Origin of the sequence: Levilactobacillus enshiensis (assembly GCF_007115095.1) — a bacterium.
GTDB lineage: Bacteria > Bacillota > Bacilli > Lactobacillales > Lactobacillaceae > Levilactobacillus > Levilactobacillus enshiensis.
The window spans coordinates 1-25,338 of sequence record NZ_SULH01000005.1 but is presented as its reverse complement, the minus strand read 5'-3'; the positions used below and the strand labels follow the sequence as shown (position 1 = coordinate 25,338).

The 25,338-nt window shown below is 50.8% G+C and carries 20 protein-coding genes; 13 read left to right on the top strand and 7 right to left on the bottom strand.

Going from position 1 to position 25,338, the window contains the following annotated elements:
* Positions 1–346: 346 nt before the first annotated feature.
* From FAY32_RS06215 to FAY32_RS06195, 5 genes are all read left to right on the top strand, one after another.
* The gene (locus FAY32_RS06215; RefSeq protein ID WP_143462599.1) at positions 347–1,957 is read left to right on the top strand and encodes a putative polysaccharide biosynthesis protein; all 1,611 of its coding nucleotides are present in this window, start codon (positions 347–349) and stop codon (positions 1,955–1,957) included.
* Positions 1,958–2,258: 301 nt separating this feature from the next.
* Positions 2,259–4,085, top strand: coding sequence for a bifunctional metallophosphatase/5'-nucleotidase (locus FAY32_RS06210; RefSeq protein ID WP_191988152.1), 1,827 nt, complete (start codon positions 2,259–2,261; stop codon positions 4,083–4,085).
* A gap of 604 nt (positions 4,086–4,689) precedes the next feature.
* Entirely contained in the window at positions 4,690–5,988 is a 1,299-nt protein-coding gene (locus tag FAY32_RS06205) for a Y-family DNA polymerase (RefSeq protein ID WP_143462597.1), read from the top strand.
* Positions 5,981–6,289, top strand: coding sequence for a hypothetical protein (locus FAY32_RS06200; RefSeq protein WP_143462596.1), 309 nt, complete (start codon positions 5,981–5,983; stop codon positions 6,287–6,289). Before FAY32_RS06205 ends, FAY32_RS06200 begins: the two co-directional genes overlap by 8 nt.
* Positions 6,290–6,303: 14 nt before the next feature.
* Positions 6,304–6,699 (top strand): hypothetical protein, encoded by a 396-nt coding sequence (locus tag FAY32_RS06195; RefSeq protein ID WP_143462595.1) that lies wholly within the window; start codon positions 6,304–6,306, stop codon positions 6,697–6,699.
* A 206-nt stretch (positions 6,700–6,905) separates the two neighbouring features.
* Here the strand turns inward: FAY32_RS06195 and FAY32_RS06190 are convergent, their stop codons facing one another.
* The 3 genes from FAY32_RS06190 to FAY32_RS06180 form a co-directional block, all read right to left on the bottom strand.
* A complete protein-coding gene (locus FAY32_RS06190; protein WP_143462594.1) occupies positions 6,906–8,012 on the bottom strand; it encodes a hypothetical protein in 1,107 nt (368 codons plus the stop codon).
* Between the two features lie 274 nt (positions 8,013–8,286).
* Positions 8,287–10,863: an FtsX-like permease family protein gene (locus tag FAY32_RS06185; protein WP_143462593.1), complete on the bottom strand. Its 2,577-nt coding sequence runs from the start codon at positions 10,861–10,863 to the stop codon at positions 8,287–8,289.
* A 9-nt stretch (positions 10,864–10,872) separates the two neighbouring features.
* Positions 10,873–11,574 (bottom strand): ABC transporter ATP-binding protein, encoded by a 702-nt coding sequence (locus FAY32_RS06180; protein WP_143462592.1) that lies wholly within the window; start codon positions 11,572–11,574, stop codon positions 10,873–10,875.
* Between the two features lie 888 nt (positions 11,575–12,462).
* Between FAY32_RS06180 and FAY32_RS06175 the strand changes: the two genes are divergently transcribed.
* From FAY32_RS06175 to FAY32_RS06160, 4 genes are all read left to right on the top strand, one after another.
* Positions 12,463–14,118 (top strand): FAD-dependent oxidoreductase, encoded by a 1,656-nt coding sequence (locus tag FAY32_RS06175; RefSeq protein ID WP_143462591.1) that lies wholly within the window; start codon positions 12,463–12,465, stop codon positions 14,116–14,118.
* Positions 14,119–14,380: 262 nt separating this feature from the next.
* A complete protein-coding gene (locus FAY32_RS06170; protein ID WP_143462590.1) occupies positions 14,381–15,226 on the top strand; it encodes an aldo/keto reductase in 846 nt (281 codons plus the stop codon).
* A gap of 19 nt (positions 15,227–15,245) precedes the next feature.
* Positions 15,246–16,253 carry an aldo/keto reductase gene (locus FAY32_RS06165; RefSeq protein WP_143462589.1) on the top strand — a complete coding sequence of 336 codons (1,008 nt, stop codon included), beginning with the start codon at positions 15,246–15,248 and terminating at the stop codon, positions 16,251–16,253.
* Between the two features lie 229 nt (positions 16,254–16,482).
* On the top strand, positions 16,483–17,070 hold the full coding sequence (locus FAY32_RS06160; RefSeq protein ID WP_143462588.1) for a sugar O-acetyltransferase: 588 nt from the start codon (positions 16,483–16,485) through the stop codon (positions 17,068–17,070).
* Between the two features lie 145 nt (positions 17,071–17,215).
* Here FAY32_RS06160 and FAY32_RS06155 read toward each other — a convergent pair whose 3' ends face one another.
* Complete coding sequence (locus FAY32_RS06155; RefSeq protein ID WP_143462587.1) at positions 17,216–18,097, bottom strand: LysR family transcriptional regulator; 882 nt, start codon at positions 18,095–18,097, stop codon at positions 17,216–17,218.
* Between the two features lie 117 nt (positions 18,098–18,214).
* Here FAY32_RS06155 and FAY32_RS06150 point away from each other — a divergent pair, with 117 nt between their 5' ends.
* The 3 genes from FAY32_RS06150 to FAY32_RS06140 all read left to right on the top strand — a co-directional run bounded on the left by FAY32_RS06150 (position 18,215) and on the right by FAY32_RS06140 (position 19,702).
* Positions 18,215–18,592 carry a DUF2255 family protein gene (locus tag FAY32_RS06150; RefSeq protein WP_143462586.1) on the top strand — a complete coding sequence of 126 codons (378 nt, stop codon included), beginning with the start codon at positions 18,215–18,217 and terminating at the stop codon, positions 18,590–18,592.
* 19 nt (positions 18,593–18,611) lie between these two features.
* On the top strand, positions 18,612–18,968 hold the full coding sequence (locus FAY32_RS06145; protein WP_143462585.1) for a MerR family transcriptional regulator: 357 nt from the start codon (positions 18,612–18,614) through the stop codon (positions 18,966–18,968).
* 92 nt (positions 18,969–19,060) lie between these two features.
* Positions 19,061–19,702, top strand: coding sequence for an NAD(P)H-binding protein (locus tag FAY32_RS06140; RefSeq protein ID WP_143462584.1), 642 nt, complete (start codon positions 19,061–19,063; stop codon positions 19,700–19,702).
* Positions 19,703–19,826: 124 nt separating this feature from the next.
* Here the strand turns inward: FAY32_RS06140 and FAY32_RS06135 are convergent, their stop codons facing one another.
* A complete protein-coding gene (locus FAY32_RS06135; protein WP_143462583.1) occupies positions 19,827–21,557 on the bottom strand; it encodes a hypothetical protein in 1,731 nt (576 codons plus the stop codon).
* 687 nt (positions 21,558–22,244) lie between these two features.
* Here FAY32_RS06135 and FAY32_RS06130 point away from each other — a divergent pair.
* Entirely contained in the window at positions 22,245–23,153 is a 909-nt protein-coding gene (locus tag FAY32_RS06130; protein ID WP_143462582.1) for a 3-hydroxyacyl-CoA dehydrogenase, read from the top strand.
* Positions 23,154–23,257: 104 nt separating this feature from the next.
* Here FAY32_RS06130 and FAY32_RS06125 read toward each other — a convergent pair whose 3' ends face one another.
* Positions 23,258–24,112, bottom strand: coding sequence for a polysaccharide deacetylase family protein (locus FAY32_RS06125; protein ID WP_143462581.1), 855 nt, complete (start codon positions 24,110–24,112; stop codon positions 23,258–23,260).
* A gap of 53 nt (positions 24,113–24,165) precedes the next feature.
* Entirely contained in the window at positions 24,166–24,993 is an 828-nt protein-coding gene (locus FAY32_RS06120) for a site-specific integrase (RefSeq protein WP_143462580.1), read from the bottom strand.
* Positions 24,994–25,338 lie beyond the last annotated feature (345 nt).

The window sequence follows — 25,338 nt, the reverse complement described above, 5'->3', positions numbered from 1 at the left end:
AAACTTGGCACACTCCGGCTGCTAGCTTTTAGGCTCACTGTTGTTGGTATAACAGGCAGAGCCGTACTTTGAAACTTTCAACCTTTAGTAACTAACTGAAAAGCCACGGACGCCATCTGCATTTGCGGATGATGTCCGTGGTTTTTTACTAGTTTACTGGTGTGAGGCGGCAGGTTGGTCGCTGTTGTCAATCCGTGCGCTGACGCCGGCGATGATGCGGTGTTCCAGCCATTTTCAGGACCAAACTCAGACCAAACGCCGGCATTGGTTATGTACAGCGGCTAAGGAGTGGCGTATCCTAGCTAATGATGCCTAACACACTAGATTAGAAATGTGAGCGCAATTTATGGATAAAAAAATTATTTCAGGATCATTTTGGCTCTCATTTGGGAGTATTTTTTCGCGGATTTTAGGGGTGGTTTACCTGATTCCGTGGTTGGCGATGATTGGATCGCCGGAACATCAAACCGTGGCACAGGCGCTGTTTAACACGGCCTATACGCCGTATGCCTTGTTCATTGCACTGGGAACCGCGGGCTTTCCATCCGCCATTGCCCGCCGGGTTGCATTCTTTAATGGTGAGGACAGCTTCATTAACTCGAAGCGCATTGCGGTCGCTGGCTTTGGCTTCATGGTTGTGTCGGGGGTCGTTTGTGGCGCCTTGCTCTACGGTCTCGCACCAGTCTTGGCGGCGAATAGTCCTGTTAGTTCAGTGGCGAACGCGACGATTGCGATTCGGTGCTTGGTACCGGCCATCGTGATTTTGCCGTCGATGAGTATCCTACGAGGCTGGTTTCAGGGGAATGGTGACCTTAAACCATTCGGAATTTCTCAGTTGTGGGAACAGTTTATTCGAATTATTGTAATTTTAGGTGGGACCTACTGGTTGATCGAAGTTAGCCATCAGGGTTACGTTCAGGCAGTCTTCGTGAGCGTGGCCGCCGCCTTTGTGGGCGCCATTGCCAGTTACCTGTACTTATTGGGCCACCTGTGGCGTCAACGGGGCGAATACCGCCGGTTGACCGCCAAGAGTCAGACTGGTAAACAGCACGCAGCGAGTCACCTGCTAAAAATGATTGGGTACGAATCGATTCCGTTTGTGATTGTCGGGTCTGGGATTACCCTAAGTCAATTGGTGGATCAGCTGTTCTTCAAGCAAATTATGCAGGGGCTGTTGCACCAGTCAGCGGCCATGACCCAGTATGTCTTTACGATTTTCTCGGCCAACCCCAACAAGATCACGACGGTCATTGTGTCGTTGGCCATGGCGGTGGCGGAGACGTCATTGCCGTTATTAGCCGGTAAGCTCAGTGACATCAAGGCTAACCGAACGCAGATCAGCGCCTTGTTGACGAACAATTTTCAACTCTTAACGTTCGTGCTCTTACCGTTGGTGATCATGGTCAGTGCCTTCGCCTATCCAACCTATGGGATCTTCTTCAACTTCGATGGCGATGGTGCGACTTACTTAGTAGCGAATGTCTGGCAAAGCCTGGTATTGGGCTTGGCGTTAGACTTCTTAACGGTCTTACAGGCGCTGCGAATGAGTAAAAAGGCGACCACGTATCTGCTGATTGGCTTGGGCATAAAAATCGTCCTGCAGTTGCCATTAGTCTACGTGTTCCAAGGTTACGGGGCGTTATTGACCACGGCAATCGCCTTTGGTTGGATCACAGTTGCCAGTTGGCGCTTGATTCGGCGGAGCTATGCCGTCAAGCTAGACGCCATTCTGCCAATTATCAAGCTCAACCTGGTGTTTGCGGTGGCAGCCACGGTGTTGGTCGATGGTTGCCAATGGCTATTCGGCCACGTCTTCTTCACCGGCAAAATGCTGACGATGGGGTACGTGGGGGTGCTGGGCCTGTTGACGTTAGGGCTGTACATTTGGCTTGCTAATCGCCTAGGCATTGCACAGTTGATTTTTAAACGACCGTTAAAGGTGGCACTTCATCGATAAGCCGAAAAACGTTGACAGATTTGTCGCGTTTTTTTTTTCGACAAAATGTAGTCTGGTGGGAAAATGATGAAAGTAAAACGTTCAACCCAAAACGTTAGTGACCGCATGAAAGCCAGGCGGCCGGTTCATTTATTGACTTGTCAAACACCCCCTGAATTAGTTTTTCATGAGCACTAACCCCACCGGTGGCCGTCTTGAAATGAAATGGCAATTTTAATCCCAAAAAGCGATTGCTTGTAACGGCTTTCATTGCTACGCTGGGATTGTGCATAATTCTATCTTCCAGGGAGGCATTTTAGTTATGGGGAAACATTATTGGCGTCATATACTTATGGGAACGGTTTTAGTTCCCGCACTGATTGCGGGTGGGGTCGATTTATCAGCCAATGCCAGCACGGCAAAGGTCACGACCAAATCTGACAATTACACCATGCCAACGGAACAACCCGGCTACAAGACGATTCCAAAGAAGTACAAAAAGGCCATTCCAGTTCAGGTCTTAGGAATCAACGACCTGCACGGGGGCTTGGAAACAACGGGTTCCGTGAACATTGGGTCGAATACTTATCAGGGGGTCGGGACAGTCAACCGGTTAGCGGCTGGTTTGGACCAGGCCCAACATCACTTCAAGACGGTTCAGCACTCGAACAACACGTTTAGAGTCGAAGCCGGCGACATGGTCGGTGCCTCGCCCGCGAACTCAACGTTACTAGCGCATGAATCAACGATGCATGCCTTGCGAGCGATGAAATTTCAAATCGGGACGCTGGGGAACCACGAATTTGATCACGGTTTGGGTGAATTTAACCGCATCCTAACCGGCCAAAAACCAGCGGCCACGGCATCACAATTGATTAAAGATTACCCACATCAAAACTCGAACATCAAATTAGTCGTTGCCAATGTGGTCAAGAAGAGCAACAACAAACGGCCTTATGGGTACAAGCCATACGTCATCAAGACGGTGAAGGCACACGGCAAGACGGCTAAGGTGGGGTTTATTGGAATCGAAACGACTGATCTTCCCACGTTGACGCTGCTTCAAAACTACCAAGACTACAAGATCTTGGACGAAGCTCAGACCATCAAGAAGTACGACCGGATTCTGAACAAGAAGGGCGTTAAGGCGGTCGTTGTCTTAGCCCATACCGGGGTCTCAACTTATGGCAAAGAGACCACTGGGACGGCCGTTGACATCTTGAAGAAGGTCAACCAGACTGATCCGAAGAACAACATTGGGCTGTACGTGGCGGGTCACTCTCACCAATACGCGAACGCAACGGTTGGCAAGACCCACGTCGTTCAAGCCGTTTACACTGGAAAAGCCTACAACAACACGCAAGGGTACATCAATCCCAAGACGGGTAAGTTCATGCGCCTTGTTTCCCACGTTTACCCTGTCCTGCCTAAGACGTTAGCACCAAAGGTCAAGGACAACGCTAAAGTTTCTGCCATCGTCGCGGATGCTGACAAGCGGGTTGCCCCACAAGTTAACGCCGTGATTGGGAAGGCCGCGACTGCTGAAACCATTACGGGTCGGTTGAACAATTCGAAGACCATGGAAAACGCGGCTGGTGAATTGGTTGTTGATGGGCAACTTTACGAAGCAAACAAGGTTGGCAGCAAGGCTGATTTCGCGATGACAAACAACGGTGGGGTTCGTTCGGACCTCGTAGTTAAGCCCGACAAGTCCATCACTTGGGGTGCCGCAACCGCCGTGCAACCATTTGGGAATATCCTACAAGTGGTTTCCATGACTGGTCAACAGATCAAGGACGCGTTAAACCAGCAATACGACCAAAAGCAACAATACTACCTGCAAGTTTCTGGGCTGAAGTACACCTACACCGATAATCCAGCCGGTGGGGCGGACACGCCTTACAAGGTGGAACAGATTACCAAGACCAATGGTGATCCGGTTGAAATGGGAACGACTTACAACGTCGTCATCAATGACTTCCTTCATGGCGGTGGTGATGACTTCGCAGCATTCAAGGACACCAAGATCGTTTCCTCCATTGGGACTGATACGGATACGTTCGTCAATTACATCAAGGATATGACATCTGCCGGGACTCCCGTTCAAGCACCAAAATTGGACCGGAAAGTCTACTTGGGTGCCAACTAGGCTTTAAATTTTCTCCTCCAAGCCGAATAAAAAGAGTCTGGAATAAATTTCCAGGCTCTTTTTTGCGCGCCGAACGGCTATGGCCGCAATGTGGAATTAAGGGCAGTTCGCCCCTTTTCTCATTTCCCGTACAATCGGTTAGCGGGTTGAAACGTCAAAATATGTAAGTTACAAAATTGTAACAAATTTAGTTGCCTGTAACCTTAATAAATTCAGGCAAAATGAAAGTCTAGAAGACAAAACCAGCTCGACCGCGTTTAAGTGACGGTCGGGCTGATCTTGATGTTCTAAGTTGAGGAAGCTAGTTGACTAGGGCTAACTTCACAAGTACATTCTAACACGTAACGTGGGCAAAAGCGAACCTAATCGTTTTGTTAAGTAAGGGGTTTACTTAATGAACGACTTGTAATAGCAACCAATACCCAAGGGAAAGTTAGTTTAAGGAGTGACGGGTTTTTCTAGACACTCAAAAAATGTAAATAGCGGCAAAATGTGAGACTAAAAGTAATCATCGTGGCATAAAAAAACTTAAATTAAAGATTGTCTTGCAATCTCGAACAAGTGTTCGTATAATAAACGTAACAGCTAGAAGGGGGTCGTCATGATGGATTATCGGCAGGAACCGCACGGACTATTTTTCATGATTGATAACAAATCGTTTTATGCCAGTGTTGAGAGTGTGACGCGAGGCTTGAACCCACTGAAATCGGTGATCGTGGTCATGTCTGAGGCCGACAACACGGGGAGTGGGTTGGTTTTAGCAGCATCACCGATGGCTAAGAAGTTGTTTGGCATTAGTAACGTGTCCCGCCAATATGAAGTACCAGACGACCCCCGAATCTTAGTGGTGCCACCACGGATGAATCACTATATCCAAATGAATTTAGCCGTTAACCGTATTTTTCGGCAATTTGTCGCCGATGCAGACTGTTTTCCGTACTCCATCGATGAGTCGATCTTGGACATGACGCACTCCTGGCGATTATTTGGGGAGACACCAGAAGCGGTGGCCCGGACGATTCAGTTGCGGATTCGTCGTGAATTGGGACTTTATACAACGGTCGGCATTGGTGAGAACCCGGTTCAGGCTAAGCTCGCGTTAGACCTACAGGCCAAGCATGATCATGAGCTGATTGGTCGGCTGACCTATGAGACGTTTCCGGAGAAAATTTGGCCAATCACGAACCTGAAGAAAGTTTGGAGTATTGGTCATCGGACGGCTGCCCATTTACAGCGGCTAGGGATTCACAGCATAGGCGACCTTGCCAAGATCAATCCCTATGAGCTTCATCAAGAGATGGGAATCATGGGCGACCAACTCTTTGCACTGGCCTGGGGAATCGACCGCAGTCAGCTCCACGACCTGCGACCAGTTAAGGAAAAGAGTTGGAGCAATTCACAAGTGTTGCCACGGAACTATAGCGTGCAGCGTGAAATCGAACTGGTTATTTGGGAGATCGGTCAACAGGTCACCTCACGGATGCGGCATCATCGGCAACAGGCGGCTTGCGTCAGTTTGAGTGTCGGATTTGCTTGGGATGGCAAGTCCGGCGATGGTCGTAGTGGGATGAATCATACGCGGCGGATCAATCCGACTGACAACGCACAAACGATTATTGCGACGCTGCTAGCTCTGTTTCGTGAGCATTGGGAAGGGCAGCTAGTTCGCAATATTGGGGTCGGGCTATCGCGACTGAGCGCAAGCCAGCAATTGCAATTAAGTTTGTTTCAGGATCCCCAGCGGCAGATAAAAAATGACCAGTTTGATCGCGTCATTGATGAATTGCGCGATCGTTTTGGTAAGACGGCAGTTATTCCGGCTAGTAGCTTAATGCCGGGGGGAACGATGGTCCGTCGAGCAGCGTTAGTCGGTGGCCACAATGGGGGGAATAGCTTTGATTGATTGTGAGCAGGAAGCCAAGTTGATCGGCAGTCGCCTGCAGGATTACTTTACCCCGCAGTGGCACTGTCAGTACCGTATTGACGTGGTCAACAACCAGTACGGCTCGGAGTTCAACTTCTTTTTGGACATCAAGCGCCAAAATCATCGGGAACGGTCGATTCCGTTACACAGTCTGAAGACGACGGATTTAACAGTTTTGGAACGGGTTATCAATGGGGTGCGGCAACAGACCGAGCTGACACTAAACTTCATTGATTTTGGTCACGTTCGCTGGCCAGAGAGTCAGCGGTGGATTCGGTAAGGAAGTGAGGGGCAGTGCACTTAAAACGACTACCGGATGATACGCTAGCAACGGCGTTCTTTCAGCGGGATTATCAGGACCGCGGGATGTTGAAGTGGGGCGGCTTTTACCTGTCTGATCACACCAGTGCATTAGCTAAAATGCATGCGGCAGAACAGGTGGAGGCCCCTTTGCCAGAACAAGACATTGCGGAAGTGAGTCAAAAATTGGCGGCGGCTTGGCACGCCCAAAAAACGGTGCATCTCCAGCTTAACGTTATGGATGATGATCAAGTCCTCAAGCTGGTAGATGGCATCGTTTGTGGCATCAGTGATGACCAGATCATCATGCGATTAGCGTCCGGGCGCTATCGTCGTTTACGGTTAGGTGAGATCCGGTGTGTACAGTCGTCATATGGGCCGAAAAATTAGCAAGGGGAACGTTCCTACCGCACGACCGGTATGAACGTTCCCCTTGTTGGAGATTGAGTTATGGTGTGTTTCTCAGGCGGGTTCTAGCTCGCCTCGGGGCAAGTATAACATTGTGGTGGTCAATTGAGCAGTTTTTCGGTAGCCCAATTTGGCAAAAAAAGGCGCCAGCCCGCAATTTAACGGGGATGGCGTCTTGTGAAAAAGTCTTAGAAATTGTTGCGTGTCGTCTGCATGAGTTCAGCACCCTTGTTGACGAGCAGGTAGCCCGCACCGTTGGCGGTAAACTGGATACCCTCGAATTCACGTTGCCCGTTGAGGTTCGTGGCTTCGACTTGACTTGGGGTCAATTTGCCTAACTTAGAGACGGGGACAGAAGAGATACTACTGTCGGAGACGAAGTATAACCGATTACGCTTCTGGTTGTAGGCCATTGACTGGGGTTTGGTTCCCGGACGGTAACGCAGGCCTTGCATAATCAGGTGGAACTTAACGGACTTACTGTTGATCTTCCCCTTGTAGATCTTAACTGCGCCCTTAGGTGACCAGCCACCGTTAGAGTAGGTGAAGAAGTAGGCATTTCCGTTCTTATCAAACGTCAAGTTGGACCCCATGGTGACGGTGCTCTTCAAAGTGAAGTTGATCTGCTTAACGGGTTTTAGGGAGCTCGTGGAGACCTGTTGCACGTTGGTCTTCACGGCCACGGGCTTACCAATGAACCAGAGTTGACCGTTCTTAGGATTCATGGCCAGCGATTGTCCATGCCCGGTGTTGAAGATTGGTCCGATTTTGATGTCAGCCATAATGGCCTTGTCGGTGCTGGTCATCTTACCGACAGAGTGGTCATACGTTGCCCGGCGTAAAGCATCCATATGACTCGTACTGATGCCAAACTTGCTCCGTAGCGCGCCAAGGTTGTAGCGTACGATCCGACCACGGGTACTCTGACTACTAGTCGTAATCAGTTCGTAGAGTGTGTTGCCATCCTTAGACAGGACCTCGCTTTGCGGGTTGCCCCAGTCAGCGGATTTGTTGTACGTGACGGGCAGAAAGACGTTGGATTTAAACGTGACTTGCTTTCCCTTAGTGCTACTGATACTAGTCGGTGCCGTTTGGAAAATGTAGCTGTAACTCTGTTTAAATGCGTAACGTGGGACAAACATATTTTGGTTCTTAACGGTCTTGTACCGGTTGACGTTATAGTTGGCTAATGCGTTTCCGTGTTGCGTATACGTCTTGGCCTGAGCTAACGTCGTGGTTCCCCCGACAGACAGGGCAGCTGCGGCTAAAACCGTGAGTAGTGCTGCTTTTTTCATGATGAATGATTCCCCTCCGAAAGATGTAATTTGAAACGGTTTACATAACTTATTTAACCACAAATTAATTGGCGTGATGCACTTAATTCTAATTTAAAGAGCGTTATGGCAATCAAAAAGCGTTATCTCGTTTTCAAAGGAAGACCAGATAACGCCTTTTTTAACTTTTAAGTGGGCATGCCGGTGTTGCCCCAGCATTGATAAGTAGTCGCGCCATTAAACTAGGCTAAATTGAGTAGTCTACCAGTGATTGGTCGGCATACGCGAATCCCGGCTAATCAACGGATTGGAGGGCATCGAGCATGTTTATCCGCTTCAATTTACGGTGCATGAAGAACATGACGAACAGGCTAAAGGCCAAGGTCAAGACGGCCGCGTAGACGTAACTGAGGGGATGAATCCCCGGTGAGAACATGAGGTTGTTGGTTTCGGCCGTCTGCAGAATGTAGGTGTGGAGCCAATCGCCGAAGAAACAGCCCACCACGATTCCCATGAGGGTTAAAATCAGATTTTCTCGGAAGATATACATGGTGACCTCACCATCATAAAAGCCGAGGACCTTAATGGTCGACAACTCACGAATCCGTTCGGAAACGTTGATGTTCGTCAGGTTGTAGAGGACCACGAGAGCCAAGGCCCCAGCCGCAACGACGAAGATCAAGACCACCAGATTCATACTAGCGAGCATTTGGCGGCTAGTTTTCTTTTGCGTGCTGAGGAGGGTAACGTTCAACATGCCCGTGTGTTTCAGCAGATTGTTGGCAAACGTGTTCTCCTGTTGCTGTTGATGAGCGTTGAACTGGACCAGGTTACCATTGTAGGTGGGGCGCTGGTCAAATAGATGATGATAGTAAGTGGGCGAGAGGTAGATGAAATGGTCCATGTAGTTCTCGGCAATGGCCGCCACGCGCACATCTTTGGTTGGGCGGTTCCCTAATTTGATAGGGAGCTGATCCCCCACCTTAACGTGGTAGAGCTTAGCGAGCTTTTCGTCGATGATGGCGCCCCGATTATTCAATTGGTAAGTCCGATGCGTCTGGCGGTCGCGGAGCACCACGAATTTCTTGAGCTGTTGGGGGTGCTGAGGAACGCTTAGAGTAGCGGTTTGGTCGGCCACACCGGATTTTTCAACGGACACCTGCGCTTGCTTGAGCACCAAGTCGTTGTGATAGAGCTTCTCTGCGTGTAAGGCGCGGCGCTGTTGCGTCGTCTGCGTGCCGTTACGGACGACGATGGCGTCGTAGTGCCAGAGTTGATTGAATTGTTTGAGACTAATGTCACCGATGGAATCCTTGAGGCCAAAACCGGTGATCATCATCGCCATACAACCGGCAATGCCCAGCACCGTCATTAACAGGCGCTGTTTATAACGAAAGAGGTTTCGTAGCGTGACCTTATGATTGAAGTTTAGTCGGTTCCAGAGACCGTGCCAATGTTCTAGCCACAGCGTCTTGCCGGCCTTGGGGGCCTTGGGCAACATCAAGGTCGCTGGCGAACTACGCAGGTCGACCCGCAAAACGATGAGGGCACTTCCCATGGTGCAGATCAGCGCGATCAGCAGGGCAATCAGAATATCCGGCCAAATGTATTGTGCAGAAATCGGCGGCAGATTGTACATCGTTCCGTAGGCTTGGGCGATAAAGCGGGGGAAGAAGTTGACCCCAAATCCTACACCGACTAAAGTACCAAGCAAGCTCGCGAGACCACCATAGAGTAGAAATTCACTCCCAATCACGGTATTGCTGTAGCCCAGGGCTTTCAGCGTCCCCATTTGAATGCGGAGTTCGGCCACCATCCGGGTCATCGTCGTTAAACAGATCAATGCGGCGATGGCGATAAAGAAGAGCGGAAAGACCGTGGATAAGGCCACAACGCGCTGGGTATTGTCATGATATTCACTATAGCCGGGGTTGGCCGCACGACTCGTGTACAGATAAGTCGGCTGACCAATCGCATTGATCTTTGCTTGTGCCTGTTTGATTTTGGCCTGTGCCTTTTGGAGGATGGGTGAATTGGCTGGGAGTTGTCCGGTCAATTGCTGAACCTGGGTGACTTGGGGGGCCAATTGCGCACGGGCCTGGCGCTGTAACTGGGCTTGACGTTTAGCTGCTTGTGGCCGCAACCAACGCTTGAGTTTAGCCGTGTTCTCACGGTTGATGCGGTTATATTTGGCCGTGTAGGGGGTCACGTGACGCAGATTCTTGAAGCCAACGTCGATGCGGCTGGCAACCTTGGTGGTCAGCGTTCCGGGCTTGACGAGCGCAAAGTAATCCAGCGTTCCCTTGCCGACAGTTGTGACGCCCCGGTCAGTCGTCTCCACGTAGCGTGGCGAGTTGACGAAGCCGACGATCTTAAAGGTCCGGCGGGTGAATTGTCGGTTGCGCTGACTAGTCGTCGCAATCCGGTAGGTCATGCCCAGCTTGAGCTTGGGCTGTAGCGTTCGAGCTTGTTGGTCCAAGACGATTTCATTGGCTTTCTGGGGCAGGCGCCCGCTGACGATGGCGACCCGATTTAACTTTTGGGTCGCTGGGAGTTCGGCGACGCGTACGACTTGGTTATTGTTTAATTGATTGATATCTAAGTAGTTGACGGCTTGATAGGTGAGCTGCTGTCGATGTTGGTGTAAAACGGTGAGGTCACTCTGGGTCAGGCCAGCCGTAGATTGAATGCTGTTGGTCGCCAACTTTTGTTGGGCGTAGTAATCGGTCGCGGCCTGTGACATGTCGGGACCGGTTGCCCGAATTCCAGTATAGAAAGCAACACCGAGGAAGATGATCAGCATGATCGAGAAGAAGCGCGCCTTGGAGTGGCCGATTTCGCGAAAAAGGACTTTCCAAAATGATTTTGTCATGAGGGCCACCTACCATTCAATCGCAGAAATTGGCGTGGGGTGTGGATTCTGCTGAATCGACTGGACGCGGGCATCGTTGATATGAATAATCTGGTCGCCCATTTTGGCAATCGCCCCATTGTGGGTCACGATAATGACGGTCATATTGGTCTGACGGGCGCCGTCCTGGATGACCTGCAGGACCTGTTTTCCCGTTTGGTAGTCCAGTGCGCCAGTGGGTTCGTCACACAATAGGAGTTTCGGGTTCTTCGCGATGGCTCTGGCAATGGCGACCCGCTGCTGTTCACCACCGGAGAGTTGCGCCGGAAAGTTGCCAGCCCGTTGCGCCAAACCGACCAGTGCCAGTGTTTCGGTAACGTCGCGGGCATCACTGGTAATTTGGGAGGCCAGTTCGACGTTTTCCTTGGCCGTCAGATTGGGGACAAGATTATAGAACTGGAAAACGAATCCGACGTCTTGCCGCCGGTACGTGGTCAGCTGTTTCGCGTTCAATTGGGCAATATCTTTACCGTCAATTAGGACCTGACCGCTAGTGGGGCTGTCCATGCCGCCGAGAATATTGAGTAAGGTGGATTTCCCGGCACCACTGGGACCAAGAATCGTAACGACTTGCCCCTGTTCAACGGTAAAGGAAATATCGTGGTTGGCGATGGTCTCCTGGTCACCTTGAATGAATTTGCGAGTTTCATGTTTAACTTCTATGTAAGCCATATCGGCACTCCTATTCTGTGGTGGAATGGTTCGACCACCCTTAAGTATGACATTAACTAAAAATTGAAAGTTCCAAAGTATGGTTCATGCCTGTTCTACCAACAACAGTGGCCTTAAAAGTAGGCAACTTGGTGGTCTGGTCGCCTTACCGGCCGGCAGATATGGGCTGGATCGGTGCGAACACAACTTGAAGCCTCGAAAGAACACGAGTCTACAAGCTTGGTTTTCTACTAAGCCAGTAAGAAAATTCACTTACTGACTAAGTAGAACGACGCGCCTGAGCCCATATCTGCCGACCTCTCGGCTTACATTGTGTTTTCAGACGACACTGAGACTAACTACAATTGTCGTGATCAAGTGGACCGAAAAAGGTTACGTAATCGTTCTTTACAGCTGTTGTCGTGATAAAACACAGTCAGCGCCGGAGGAGGTCAGGGATGGAGCCGGCCGTGAAGGTGCTGTTAGCTGGTGAGCCAGCTTACAGCACGGGCGACTTTGGAGACACGTGGTTTTCGTGGCTTCAAATCGAGCGAGAAGACTGGTGTTTCCCCAGTCTGAAGTGTCCCCACAGCAGGCGGAATCCCTGGCAGCCGGAGTGCGCCCAATTTAGCCTAATTTAACGGTGCAACTACTTACCCGTACTGAGATGAGGCCTGAATTTTATCTTTCAACCGCTTATGCTTTAGTTACATTAATTGTAGACGGCCGGGCGGGGAAACACAACGGAAACCGGTTACAGAATCAACAAGGGGTGATCAAGACTTAGTTTAGCAGGTCAATTTCAAATTCCTAAGCTGAACGGCGGTGCGAAAATAATAGAAGGTGCCGGGTGAAAATTGGTATACTAGCCCTAAGAATACCCGCGGGGGCATAAAGGAGGACGTCAAAATGAAAATTATCATTATTGGTGGCGTTGCTGGTGGTATGTCGGCGGCGACTCGCTTACGCCGATTGGACGAGCAGGCTGAGATTACCGTTTACGAAAAGGGTCCATACGTGTCATTTGCGAACTGTGGCTTGCCGTTTCATCTCTCTGGTGAAATTGCCGACCGCGACGACTTGATCGTTCAGACGGCGGCTAAGTTACGGCAACGGTTTAACTTGAACGTGCAACCGAACCACGAGGTGCTCGCCATTCATCCGACTGAAAAGACAGTGGATGTTCGTCATGCGGGAGAAATTGTGACCGACCATTACGATCGACTGATTTTGGTGCCGGGGTCGCGACCAATCGTTCCTGAGTTACCCGGACTGGCGACGGCCCAATCCATTTTTACGCTTCATACGATTCCTGACCTTGACCGAATCATGACAGCCGTTAATGAAGCAACGACGAAACGGGCATTGCTTGTCGGTGGTGGTTTTATTGGGTTAGAGGTTGCCGAAAGTTTGGTTCAGCGTGGGCTAGACGTAACCATCGTTGAACGCGCGCCCCACCTGTTACCCCCATTGGACGAAGAGATGGCGGCGATGGTTCAAAACGAATTAACTCGGCATGGCGTTCATATTTTGAACAATCGAGCAGTCAAGGCCTTTACGGCTGACGGTCAGGTGGCGGTATTAACTGATGGTACGCAGGTGGCTACGGATCTGACCATCTTAGCGGTCGGTGTGCAGCCGGCCAGTGGCCTGGCCAAGGCGGCTGGTTTAGATCTAGGCTGGCACGATGGCATCGTGGTCGACCAACATTACCAAACTAGTGACCCCAATATTTATGCCGTGGGGGATGCCATTTTAGTTCGGCAGCAGGTCACAGGTCACCCCACATTGATTCCCTTGGCGTCACCGGCTAACCGGCAAGGACGGCAGGTCGCCGACAACGTGATGGGGATTGACCATCCTAACCGTGGCAGTCTGGGAACCGCTATTGTTCGGACCTTCGAGTTAACAGCAGCAACAACGGGTCTGAGCGAGCACCAGGTTCAACAGGAACAATTGGCCTATCAGGTCGTGCACGTTCGGGGGCAAAACCACGCCAGCTATTTTCCAAACGGCACACCAATAACGCTCAAGCTGGTATTTAATCCGCAAACGGGAAAAATCTACGGCGCACAAGGAGTTGGCGCTCAGGGTGTCGACAAGCGAATCGACGTGTTGGCGACCGCTATCAAGGGAGGTCTCACAATCGATGACCTGCCAGAACTGGAATTGACTTATGCGCCACCATTTGGGTCGGCCAAGGATCCCGTGAACATGTTGGGTTATGCGGCGGAAAACTTAGCAATGGGTCTCAGCAAGTCCATTCAGTGGCATGAACTACCGGCGGCCTTAGCAGCAGGGAAACAACTGTTGGACGTGCGCAATCCAGATGAGTTACGCACGGATGGTCGCTTCCCTGATAGCCTGAACCTGCCGTTGGACCAGCTGCGTGACCGCTTGGATGAGCTAGACCCACAGCAACCGTATGTGGTCAGCTGTTTCAGTGGTCAACGGAGTTACATTGCCGAACGAATCCTGCGACAAAATGGCTTCGACGTGGTCAATCTGGACGGGGCGTTTTCGCTTTATCGAGAGGTTCGACCACAAGATTTAATTATCGACTAAAACCGACGTTAGTTCTTAGCTGACAATGATGGATACCACATGGGTAGTTGGCGATGTCACCTGCGGCTGCCAGAGATTCCGGCGGCTGTGGGGACCACCTGCGTCCTGAGAAGCGAATGATGATTGGAGCGTGGGCTAAACATGATAAGTCGACAGTCAGCAATGAAAAATTTAATTCCAAAAAAAGACAACTTCCCCCTTGCCTTCGTCTTACACGAAGGTATTATACTCAGACCCATAAGCAATTAAGGAGGATGAACACATGCCAACAATTACAGAGACGTTTGACTTAAATAACGGATTGAAGATGCCTAAGGTTGGGTTTGGGACCTGGCAGACGCGCCCCGGCAAGGAAACTTACGATGCCGTCAGCAATGCCTTGAAGGCGGGGTACCGCTTTATTGATACGGCTAAGGCCTACCAGAACGAACAGAGTGTGGGTGAAGCCATTGCTGCCAGCGACGTTGCGCGCGAAGACATCTTTGTCCAAACGAAGCTGCCGGCTGAATCGAAGACTTACGATGAAGCGCTGGCCGACTTTGACAGTAGTTTGGCCGCATTGAACCTCGACTATGTTGATTCTTACATTATTCATGCCCCATGGCCTTGGGCACAAATGGGCTCCAACCACGATGCCGAAAACCGCGATGTTTGGCGGGCCATGCAAGACATTTATCAGAGTGGCCGGGCTAAAGCCGTTGGCGTGTCCAACTTTAACTCACATGACCTGGAAAACCTGTTAACTTGGGATGGATTAACGGTTACCCCCGCTGTCGATCAGATTCAGTACTACGTGGGTCACACGCAGGACTCCATCGTGAAGACGGCCGAAGCTAATCACATCGTCGTGCAAGCTTACTCACCACTGGCAACTGGTGGCTTGGTCGACAGTCCAGAACTGGAACGGGTCGCTGGAAATTACGGCGTGTCCATTCCACAACTAGCCTTGCGTTTCGTCATTCAAAATGGCGTCGCACCACTACCAAAGGCTCGGGCCATGGCCCACGTTGAAGCCAACGCCCAACTTGATTTCGAAATCAACGACAAGGACATGGCGTTCTTGAATCGGTTGAGTGACGCGAATGGTTGGCATCCGGTAGGCGACTAGAAAGGAAGCACCAAGGATTATGGATTACGTGAAATTAGGGCATACGGGATTAGATGTCTCACGTCTGTGCCTAGGCACAATGGGGTTTGGTAACGCGTCTACGGGAATGTTTCCCTGGGCCGTCGATGAAGCACACAGTGAACAGGTCATCCAAAAGGCCTTAGACCTGGGCATCAATTTCTTTGACACTGCGAATATCTATTCACACGGGGACAGCGAGCGATTCGTCGGTCAAGCCCTCAAGAAGTTCGCTAACCGCGATGAAATTGTGTTGGCCACCAAAGTATTCTTTACACCGAACCAAGCCCCCAATGTTGCCGGTCTCTCACGCAAGGCCATTTTTTCACAGATCGACCAAAGCTTGCAGCGCCTGCAAACGGACTACGTCGACCTCTACATCATCCATCGGTGGGACTACACGACCCCAATCGAAGAGACGATGGCGGCCTTAAACGACGTGGTGAAGTCCGGAAAAGTGCGTTACATTGGAGCTTCCGCAATGTTCGCCTGGCAGTTTGAAAAGGCGCAGGCCGTTGCGGCAGCCCATGGATGGACGCAGTTTGTCTCCATGCAGAACCATTTAAACCTACTGTACCGCGAGGAAGAACGGGAAATGTTGCCGCTGTGTGCGGATCAAGATATTGCAGTCACGCCATACAGTCCGTTGGCTTCTGGCCGATTGACCCGTGATTGGGCCGGCGAGACCAAGCGTTACGCAACGGATAAGGTTGCTCGGTCCAAATATGATGACAGTAAGCAGTTAGACCTTCCCATCATTCAACGGGTCGGTGAAGTTGCTGACAAATACGGTGTCGACCGCGTTCAGGTCGCCTTAGCCTGGTTGCTGCAAAAGCCGACCGTGACGGCACCGATCATCGGCGCAACGAAGATCTCACACCTGTTAGGGGCCGTGAAGGCGTTAGAGTTGACGCTCAGTCCTGAGGATGTTCAGTACCTAGAGGAACCCTATGTCCCCCACGAACTCGTGGGGCCATTGGCAGCGGACGACACAAATTTTCAACGTTAAATGAAAAGTTAAATCACGGATTTTGTAACGTAGTCAAAACAAGTTGAACTAACTCAGATAATCTATCACAAAGAAACCCAGCCGACATCCCCCCGTGTCGGTTGGGTTTCTTTGTGTTTTGTATCGTGAAGTATGTTTAAAAGTTATAGATAATGATTTAACTTAAGTATTGGATATATTTCAATCAGCTTCCTATACTGACGGGTAGTAGTAAAAGGAGGCAACAATCATGACTGAACCAGCAATTTTTCAACGAGCTCTATCCGGGAAGCCGTTAGATTTCACGGGGGCGGACTTTGAACTCATTGATCAGACCGTCCAGCGGACACAGACGTTACTCCAAAAATTCAATGACCGGGATCAAACCAATGCGCAACGCCGGGCAACCCTCAGTCAGGTGGTCGGGTATCAGATCCCAGAATCAGCTGAAATCAATGCGCCGCTTCACAGTGACTTTGGGCCACATATTTTTATTGGTGAAAATGTCTACGTGAATCAGGGTGTGATGTTCGTGGATCTTGGCGGCATTTATTTGGCGGACGGGGCACTGATTGGGCCCGGTGCGTCCCTGATTACAATCAATCACGTCGAAGACCCGGCGCACCGTCGTGACGTTTACGGACGAGCAGTGCACATTGAAAAGAACGCTTGGGTCGGCGCCAATGCCATGATCCTGCCGGGGGTGACGGTTGGCGAAAATGCGATCGTTGGTGCCGGCGCCGTTGTGACTAAGGACGTGCCGGCGAATGTTATTGTCGTGGGTTCGCCAGCCAGAGTGCTGCGGCGCGTGAAAGGGGCACCTGAAGACAAGGGTTAAGAAAATAAGCCTGGTGGGGGAAACACTTGACGGCTATTTGGCGGTTAGCCGCTACTGTCATATGCGCAACGAATGCGACATCACGCAAATCGGTTTTTTCAGGATCTTAGAGGTCCTGAAAAAGCCGATTTTTTTACTCCCTGATTTAATTTTCAGTGGGGGTCAATTCGGCGCGAATCTGCTCCAGCAGGGCTTGTGCGGCCACTGACAGACGTTGGCCCTTCAACCAGATCAGGCTGGAACCAGACGAGGCGCGGGGCGCCAACGGGACAAAGGCGAGGTCGGATTGGTTGGTGTTGATGATGCCGTCTAGACCCAATGCGTTGCCGACACCGGCTGAGACCAGCAGGGACGCGTTATACAGCAGGTTATAGGTCGCCGTGACCGTCAAATCATCCCATTCCAAGCCGAACAGGTCATGAATCCGGCGACTACCACCTTGTTGCGGCAAAATAAGCTTGGTCTGGGCGACATCCTCGAGGCTCACCGTGGCTTGTTGCGCTAATGGTGAGCGACTTTGGACCAATAATCCCCAGCGGCTTTCACCGGGCAAGCGCAAAAAGTTGTAGTCGGTCTTGTCGGTGGGTTCCATGACGACCCCAAAGTCGAAGACGCCTGAGCTTAACTGCTGATAAGTCTCATTGGCATCGGTACTGACCAAGTTAATCTGGACGTGGGGATGTTCCTGGTTCAGGTGACCAATGGCTTGTGCCACGGTCAACATGCTGCGGGTCTCGGCACTCCCCACGAAAACGGACCCACTGATGTCCTGTTCTTGATGGATGTTGGTCAGCGTTTTATCGGTCAAAGATAGAATCTGTTTGGCTTGATTGGCGAAATAGTCGCCATCTGGTGTGAGCTGAATGGTCCGGTTGCCGCGCGCAAAGAGAACGGTTCCCAACTCAGTTTCCAGCTCCTTCAGCTGCCGGGAAACGGTGGGTTGCGAGACGTGAAGCCGGTCTGCGGCCTTACTAATATTCTTCTCCTGAACGACCATCAAAAAGTAACGTAAGACCCGTAATTCCATCGTCAGCATCTCCTATAGCTAATTTGTATACCATTTGATTTAATCTAAGCATTCGACATATTAAAAGTCAAGCCATAAGATGGAACCTGTAGATAACAGCAGAAAGGAAGGGGCCACATGGAAAAATGGACAGCGCAACGACTACGAACCTTCGCCACAGCCGATGACCTACGCATCTCACCATTTTACAGTGATGGCAAGACTTACGGTACGCCAACTTGGATCTGGTCCGTGGTCGTCGATGAACATCTCTACGTCCGCGCCTGGAACGGTCAACGGTCGTCGTGGTATCAATCGGCGGTCAGACAACGTGCCGGGCGGGTGCACTTGGACGGTTGTAATTTTAAGGTCCGTTTTCGCTCGGTCACGGGTGACCCAGCATTGACGGCGAAGATCGACGCTGGTTATCGCCAAAAATATGGGCATAGTGCCTACGTTCAGCCCATGTTACAAGCAGGGCCACAGTCGGCGACCGTCGAAATTTTGCCATTTTAGAAGGTAGGGAGGAAGCCAAATGAAGATCAATGAGGCCGCCAAGCGGCTACAAACCAGCGCGTGGACGTTGCGTTATTATGAGCAGGTCGGCATTATGGCCCCGGTCGCGCGACTCAGCGGCATGCGTGATTACACGAGTGCGGATATTGTGCAGATCAAGGCGATTTTAGACCTGCGTGCGTGTGGCGTGACGATTGAAGAAATCAAGCAACTCCAGACGGAAAAGTCGGCTGCGGGGCAACGACAAATCTTGACGGCCCAGGCTGGCGAGCTACGTGGCCAAATTGATCATCTTCAGGAGTCGCTAGCGCGTTTGGAAACCAAGATCGCCTGTTTGCCAACGGTCAACAGCGAAGTATACTTAACGAAAGGTTGAACGTACAAAAATAGGTGTTAGCTCCTAGATGACAGTGATGGTTGATACTTGAATCGGTTGTTAGACAAAATGAACTGGAGGAAGTTTACAAAATGACTAAAATTATGATTCTCGGTGCTCATGGTGCCATGGCCCGTATCTTGACGGACCGGTTATTGAACGAAACGGATGTGACGTTGACCCTATTTCTACGGGATACTGCGCGGTTGAATCAATACGCGAACAACGACCGGGTCACGTTGGTCGAGGGGGATGTGAACGACACAGCAACAGTTGCTGGGGCGATGGCTGATGCTGACATCATTTACTCTAACTTGGGTGGTCAGGACCTCGACGTTCAGATCCAGAGCGTGATCGATGCCATGCACCAGACGAATAAGCAACGGTTGATCTATATCAGTTCACTGGGGGCTCAGAATGAAGTTCGCGGTAAGTTTGGCGAATGGAACGAGCGCATGATTGGCGCCTATCTGCCAGCCTTCCGGAAAACGGCTGACTTGGTTGCTAAATCCGGCGTGACCTTTACCGAAATTCGGCCAGCTTGGTTGACGAATAACGATGAAGTCGATTACGAAACGTTGACGGTGGCTGAGGGCTTCAAGGGGACCGAGGTGTCTCGTCAAAGTGTCGCCGACTTTGCCTTTAACGTGATCCAGGCGCCGGACACATTTCAAAATGCTAGCGTTGGCTTAGACAAGGCGGGCACTGCCGGCGACCAACCTAGCTGGATGTAAGGGGGCATCATGATGACGGTCATTGATGTCTTTTTTTCGGGTCAAAAAAAGGCACTTTCCAATTAAAGGAGAGTGTCATTTTTGTTGAAAGCTAGCAGCCAACGTTGATCGAATCTGATTCGACTTATTTGAACGACTCGTTCGTAAATGACTGAACGGTTCCAGTCTTGGCCTGTTTATTCACATTAGCGGTCATTTTAACTTTATCGCCAGACTCTAGGAGCGCCGCCTTCGGGTAGTCGCCGGTGCCGACTGACCAGAGGACGTCGTTGTTCTTCAAGGCAAAGAGGACGCTTTGGGTGCTGCCGTTGGGAACGATGGCGACCCGTGAGACGGTCCCACTGACCTTGGTCAATTTGGTTGCCGTTGAACTCGCGGTGGAGCCGGCTGCTGCCAGCTGAACCCGGTATTGGTCGAGAGCTTGCGCCGCTGTCGTGGCATAGGCCTTAACACTTTGGTCGGCCGCCTTGATGTAGGCGTAGCTCCGGAAGGCACCCGTGGAGTCGAGGAGGGAAACGACCCAGGTCGGCGTACCATCAATGTTGTACATGATTGGCATCGTTGCGGACCATTTCTGGGCGACGTACTCCTTCTCGGCAATCTTCTTGGCCCCGTCACTGTCCATGACCCCGATGTTCTTACCAGTGTAGTAGGTCAGGGTGCCAGTCCGCGCATTGATCATGGAGTAGCCCATCGTCGAGTCGGCACTGGTCTTGGGCGACGTAAAGTCATTGAAGTAGGAAATATTACCGTGTTTATCGGCGACGGGGGTAACGCCATCCTCAGTCCCGTTACTATTAGGCAACTTAACGCCGGTCTTATTGAAGTAGGCATTGAAGAAACCATTCCCATAGCGACCGAAGATCTCATTCATTTCTGCAGCGGTCGATGAGGCAATCGATTCGTTAATAAATGCGGGTGCACCAGCAGCCGTGTAGAGTTTCGTGGCCCCCGTCTTGGCGTTTAAAACGACGACATGGAGGCTACGGTAATTGATTCGTTTGGAGATGCCGCGAGCCTTATAGACGGTCTGAATGAAGTAGGGTTCGCCTTGATCGTTGACTTCCAACTGTGGCTGCCCTTCCTGGACCCAGCTGGGGAACCGGTTGTAAATGACCCGCTGGGCGTCGTCGAACAGGTAGGCGCTGGGCGTGTATTTCATTGATTGCTTCACGAAATGTGGTTCGGCGTTGACGTTTGTGGCGTCAATGATGAAGTAGCCAGGGGTATTCCGAGCCCGTTGCCAACGCCAAAAACCATCGAATTCGACGGGGGCAATGTAGACGGTCTTCCCCTTGACGACCTGTGTTTGAAGCGCGCCTAATTTGTAGTAAGACGTGTTCGGCACGGTACTCATGGCCTTGTTCATCTTGTTCCGTACGGTCTCGGGGGCAATCGCGATGGGGGTCGCAGACTTATCTAGCAGCGGAGCAGTCTTGACCGTCTTGACCTTTAAGGAGTTGTAGACAGCTTTGACGCCGAAGCGAGTTTGCAGCGAGCCAAATAGACCGAGCACGACTAAAATAGCCAACACCCAGTCGGCAATTTTAGTACCAAAGTTTAAGCGTGGTAGCCGAAGGTTGAACGGTGAGTTCGCGTTGCGTTTGCCCTCGACCTTGGCTTGCGGGTTACTAATGACCAGCAAGGGGAGGTAGCAGACCCCATAGATCAGGTTCATGGTGATTAAACTGTAGAGGGCCTTGCTGGGGAGGCTAACGAAGTCGATGACCAGCGCGATCAAGTAAAAGATCACGTAGGTCCCAACCAGCAGTTGCCAGCAATCGGGCCGTTGGATACTGGCCAAAATGGTCATGCCCAGCGCTGTGAGGGTGCCAAATAGTGCGACTAAAAGCATAGATTATTAAACTCCTTTTATGTAAAAAACAGTGACGACTATGTGTGGGACTAATCAACTGGTTTTCAGCCACATTTCAACTAGTCAGTAGCTGATTAGAAAAGGTTCCTTTCCCCAGTTTACCCTAGTTAGACGTGGGGGGATAGGGGAACACGCGAATTGAAAAAACGTGATGGTGACGATAAGTAAAAAGTCGGTTGGTTAAAACGAAGGTCGCTACCCGTCATCATGGGCTTTCGTATGACAACGGCATATCCGGCAGTGCCAATCCATGGCATCAAAATAGACAGTTACTTTCGGCGAACGTCAGTAACTGCCTTTCAGGAGACACCCATTTAGGTTTAACCTTTAAACATAAAGATTCCCCGCACAATTTCCGCACCAATCAAGATCAACATGAACGACCAGGTGGCTAACGTGGCAACGCTCCCCATTTGAAAGACCTCCTTGTGACCAGTTTAACTAACTTCATTGTACGGCGAAGGTTGATATGAAGCAATAGGAACCGCTTACAAATAAACGCCGATTGCGCCATTAAAAAGATAAGTCAAGTAAATAACGACCTGACTTATCTTTTTGCGCATTCAATTAACCTATTCGGTTGAATTCGTTCACTTGTCAAACGTTTTTCGCTAAACTCATGGCGTAATAAACGTGATGCTCAGAGTTTAGAGAGGAGTGTTTCAGATGAGAATTAAGCGGGTTGTGGTTGCTGGCGGTGGCACGTTGGGTAGTCAAATTGCTTATCAAACGGCGTTTAAGGGGTTTACCGTTACCATCTATGATATCAATGCAACAGCGATTGCGGCAGCTCGGGAACGGGTGACCACCTGGGATCAGGCATACGTGCGGGACCTGCAGGCAACACCGGCCGCCATTGATGCGACCCACGAACGACTGAGCTACAGCACCGACTTGGCTGCCGCGGTGGCCGATGCCGACTTGGTGATTGAAGCAGTGCCGGAAGTGGTGGCCATCAAGCGTAGTTTGTACGAACAACTTGCACAGGTGGCGCCCAGCAAGACGATCTTTACCACGAACACATCGTCGTTTCTCCCTAGTCAATTCGCAGAAGTGACGGGGCGACCACAAAAATTCTTAGCCCTGCACTTCGTCAATCACGTGTGGAAAAATAATATGGCAGAAATCATGGGGCACGCTGGGACCGATCCAGAAGTTTATGCAACCATCGTGGATTTTGCGAAACGTATCGGGATGATTACGGTCGAACTGAAGAAGGAACAACCGGCTTATGTGTTGAACACGTTGCTGATTCCATTTGTGGGTGCGGCACTGGTCTTGTGGACAAAGGACGTTGCTGACGTTGCCACCATCGACCGAACGTGGATGTTGTCGACCAAGGCTCCCATTGGACCGTTTGGCATGCTCGATGTCGTTGGTCTGCGCACTGCGTACAATATCTTTAAGGACGTGGGCGCGACACCCGGCCATGCTGACTTGGCCGCAGCGGCAGAAAAGATGAAGACGGCACTGCTTGATCAAGGCAAGGTGGGCGTGGAAACGGGCCACGGGTTTTACGATTACCCAGATCCGGCCTTTCAGCGACCAGGATTTATCTTGGGACAGGCTAAATAAGGGCGATAACAAAACAGCGTCAGAATGGGGTCAAATCTCGACCGATTCTGACGCTGTTTTTAATTGGATTGTTTCACAAGCGACACGTTGGTTAGTTTTAATGATTAGCGATTTTTAACGTTTACCACACTCGCAAAGGCGGCCAGACTCATCTTAGGCGCGATCCGTAGCCGTTTCAAACTATAGCGTCCCTGACTCAGTTCGGCCACGCCCTCTTGGGTGGTCAGCGCCAGCGTGTAGCCCGTCTGCTTCGCCAATCGACGCGTGGTCTCGTTATTTCGACCGGCCGGGTAGCACAGTAACCGCGTGTCTTGATCGAACGTGGTATCCAGCCAGGTCTTGGAATCGTCGAGTTCCGCACGTTGTTGCTTCGCAGAAAGGGTCGTCAGGTCGAGGTGGCGTACCGTGTGGCTGGCAAAGTCCACGCGGCCAGTGTCACGCATGCGCCGCATAGCAGCCAGCGACAGGTGATTACTTTTAGTGGTAAATCCCGTGATGGCGTTAATGGTGACGTGTTGGCGATTTTTGCGGAGAACGGGTAAAATCTTAAGATTGTCCCGGTACGCATCGTCTAACGTGACCCAGACAACCTTCTTTTGGGGCACGGTGTTCGTCGTCAAAGCCCGAATCGCCTCGGCTGTTGTCAGTGTGCGATAGTGATGGCGTTTCAGGTAGGTCATTTCTTGGTCAAATTGTTGCAAGGGCACGCGGAGCTGATTGCCCGTTGAGATGCTGTGGTACATCAGAATCGGTAGTTTCAAAGGCTGTTTCAACTTAGTCCACGGCTTTTCAGCGAGCGTGGTCGTGGCGTCGGTATGTCGACTACTCTGAGCAACGTGATTAGTTGTGGCGGGAGCCGTCTGAACGTGACTTGGTCGACTTTGCGTCCAGGCCACCGCGCCCGCAATCAGTGCAATCAACAACAGACAGCTCCCCCAGAGCCGCCATTTCTTAAACATAAAAATTCCCCCAATGAGATCGTTTTAAGTATAGTATAGGGGATTAAATGAATTTAGTCTGCACGTTGTGCTAATCGGCGATAATAATCGATGGAATCTGGTTCTAAATGTAGGTTAGCAATGACCTCTTTGTCGGTCTTTTGCGGGTGACGTCGCAGATAGTTAACTAAATAACCTTGGTATAAAACGGTTGGACTGAGCGAAAACTCGACGATGGCTTCATCCGGCTTGAGGTACTTGTGAAGGCCAGGTAACGTTAAGTGGGGGTCGGCCGCCGCGCGCTGTTTCAAGAACCAGTCTCCACATTGAAAACGATCTTGAAGTGGTGTGATGAATTGGCGAAAATCAGTCAGAAATTTCTGAGCGGTCGGGGGCCATTCCGTGGTGGTGAGCTTGACCGTGAAATCGGGTTGGAGGAAGACCTGCACGGGGTAGCCCTGCGAAATGAGCAGGAGGGTCAAGCGGGTGTAGTAATGGAGCCGTGGATCTGCCAGCAGGTCATCCAGGTGGTCGACCCAGCGATAGTTAAGGGGTTGGGCCGCCTGCTTGGGCTTACTTTTCAGGTCCAAGGTGGGCAAATAGGGCGTCCAGTTGTGCGAAAACAGAAACTTAAAGTAGACGTTCAAGTGTGACAAGATTTTATTGTAAGTTTGATTTTGAATTTGCCGTGAGTCGACCAACATGGCTAGATACTGTTGCACGTCAGCTGTTTGCAGTTGATTCACACGGTGGTCCCGCTGATAGGTTGGATTAAAGTTTTCTAGGTATTTGAAGAAATCTTTGAGGGTGGCCGTGTATTCATCACGGGTGGCCGCGGCCATACTACGGTCAGCTAACTGGCGGTTGAAAGCATCTTGATAGGGGTACTCAAGTTGGGCCATGTGGGGGGCCTCCTTTCCGGTGCAAGCATGAAGATTGCGTATAAGTACCTTTATTATACCAAATAAGGTGACTACAAATGAGAGTGGGCCATAAGGCGGTTAGTTTGCGAGCATTAACGTGAGAACAGGGGTTATGCCTGTTCTTGGCATAATTTCTGTTCTCGGGTTAAGCGCAACAAACTGCCTGGTGGTGCACGTTTCGACATGATAATGGTAAAAAATGAAATCAGCTGTTTCAGAAGAGAATGTACTAGTCCCTGTCAAGTTGACAGGTAAAATAATATAATTTTTCGAGTCCTGTCTAAGCGGCTTTGCCACGGTATTCTACCGCGGTAAAGCCGCTTC

Excerpts from the sequence above, each read along its gene's own strand:
- FAY32_RS06180 (WP_143462592.1), bottom strand. The coding sequence starts at position 11,574 with ATGGCTTACATAGAAGTTAAACATGAAACTCGCAAATTCATTCAAGGT.
- FAY32_RS06215 (WP_143462599.1), top strand. The coding sequence starts at position 347 with ATGGATAAAAAAATTATTTCAGGATCATTTTGGCTCTCATTTGGGAGT.
- FAY32_RS06135 (WP_143462583.1), bottom strand. The coding sequence starts at position 21,557 with ATGCTTTTAGTCGCACTATTTGGCACCCTCACAGCGCTGGGCATGACC.
- FAY32_RS06145 (WP_143462585.1), top strand. The coding sequence starts at position 18,612 with ATGAAGATCAATGAGGCCGCCAAGCGGCTACAAACCAGCGCGTGGACG.
- FAY32_RS06205 (WP_143462597.1), top strand. The coding sequence starts at position 4,690 with ATGGATTATCGGCAGGAACCGCACGGACTATTTTTCATGATTGATAAC.
- FAY32_RS06185 (WP_143462593.1), bottom strand. The coding sequence starts at position 10,863 with ATGACAAAATCATTTTGGAAAGTCCTTTTTCGCGAAATCGGCCACTCC.
- FAY32_RS06175 (WP_143462591.1), top strand. The coding sequence starts at position 12,463 with ATGAAAATTATCATTATTGGTGGCGTTGCTGGTGGTATGTCGGCGGCG.
- FAY32_RS06130 (WP_143462582.1), top strand. The coding sequence starts at position 22,245 with ATGAGAATTAAGCGGGTTGTGGTTGCTGGCGGTGGCACGTTGGGTAGT.
- FAY32_RS06165 (WP_143462589.1), top strand. The coding sequence starts at position 15,246 with ATGGATTACGTGAAATTAGGGCATACGGGATTAGATGTCTCACGTCTG.
- FAY32_RS06120 (WP_143462580.1), bottom strand. The coding sequence starts at position 24,993 with ATGGCCCAACTTGAGTACCCCTATCAAGATGCTTTCAACCGCCAGTTA.
- FAY32_RS06155 (WP_143462587.1), bottom strand. The coding sequence starts at position 18,097 with ATGGAATTACGGGTCTTACGTTACTTTTTGATGGTCGTTCAGGAGAAG.
- FAY32_RS06125 (WP_143462581.1), bottom strand. The coding sequence starts at position 24,112 with ATGTTTAAGAAATGGCGGCTCTGGGGGAGCTGTCTGTTGTTGATTGCA.
- FAY32_RS06140 (WP_143462584.1), top strand. The coding sequence starts at position 19,061 with ATGACTAAAATTATGATTCTCGGTGCTCATGGTGCCATGGCCCGTATC.
- FAY32_RS06150 (WP_143462586.1), top strand. The coding sequence starts at position 18,215 with ATGGAAAAATGGACAGCGCAACGACTACGAACCTTCGCCACAGCCGAT.
- FAY32_RS06170 (WP_143462590.1), top strand. The coding sequence starts at position 14,381 with ATGCCAACAATTACAGAGACGTTTGACTTAAATAACGGATTGAAGATG.
- FAY32_RS06160 (WP_143462588.1), top strand. The coding sequence starts at position 16,483 with ATGACTGAACCAGCAATTTTTCAACGAGCTCTATCCGGGAAGCCGTTA.
- FAY32_RS06190 (WP_143462594.1), bottom strand. The coding sequence starts at position 8,012 with ATGAAAAAAGCAGCACTACTCACGGTTTTAGCCGCAGCTGCCCTGTCT.
- FAY32_RS06210 (WP_191988152.1), top strand. The coding sequence starts at position 2,259 with ATGGGGAAACATTATTGGCGTCATATACTTATGGGAACGGTTTTAGTT.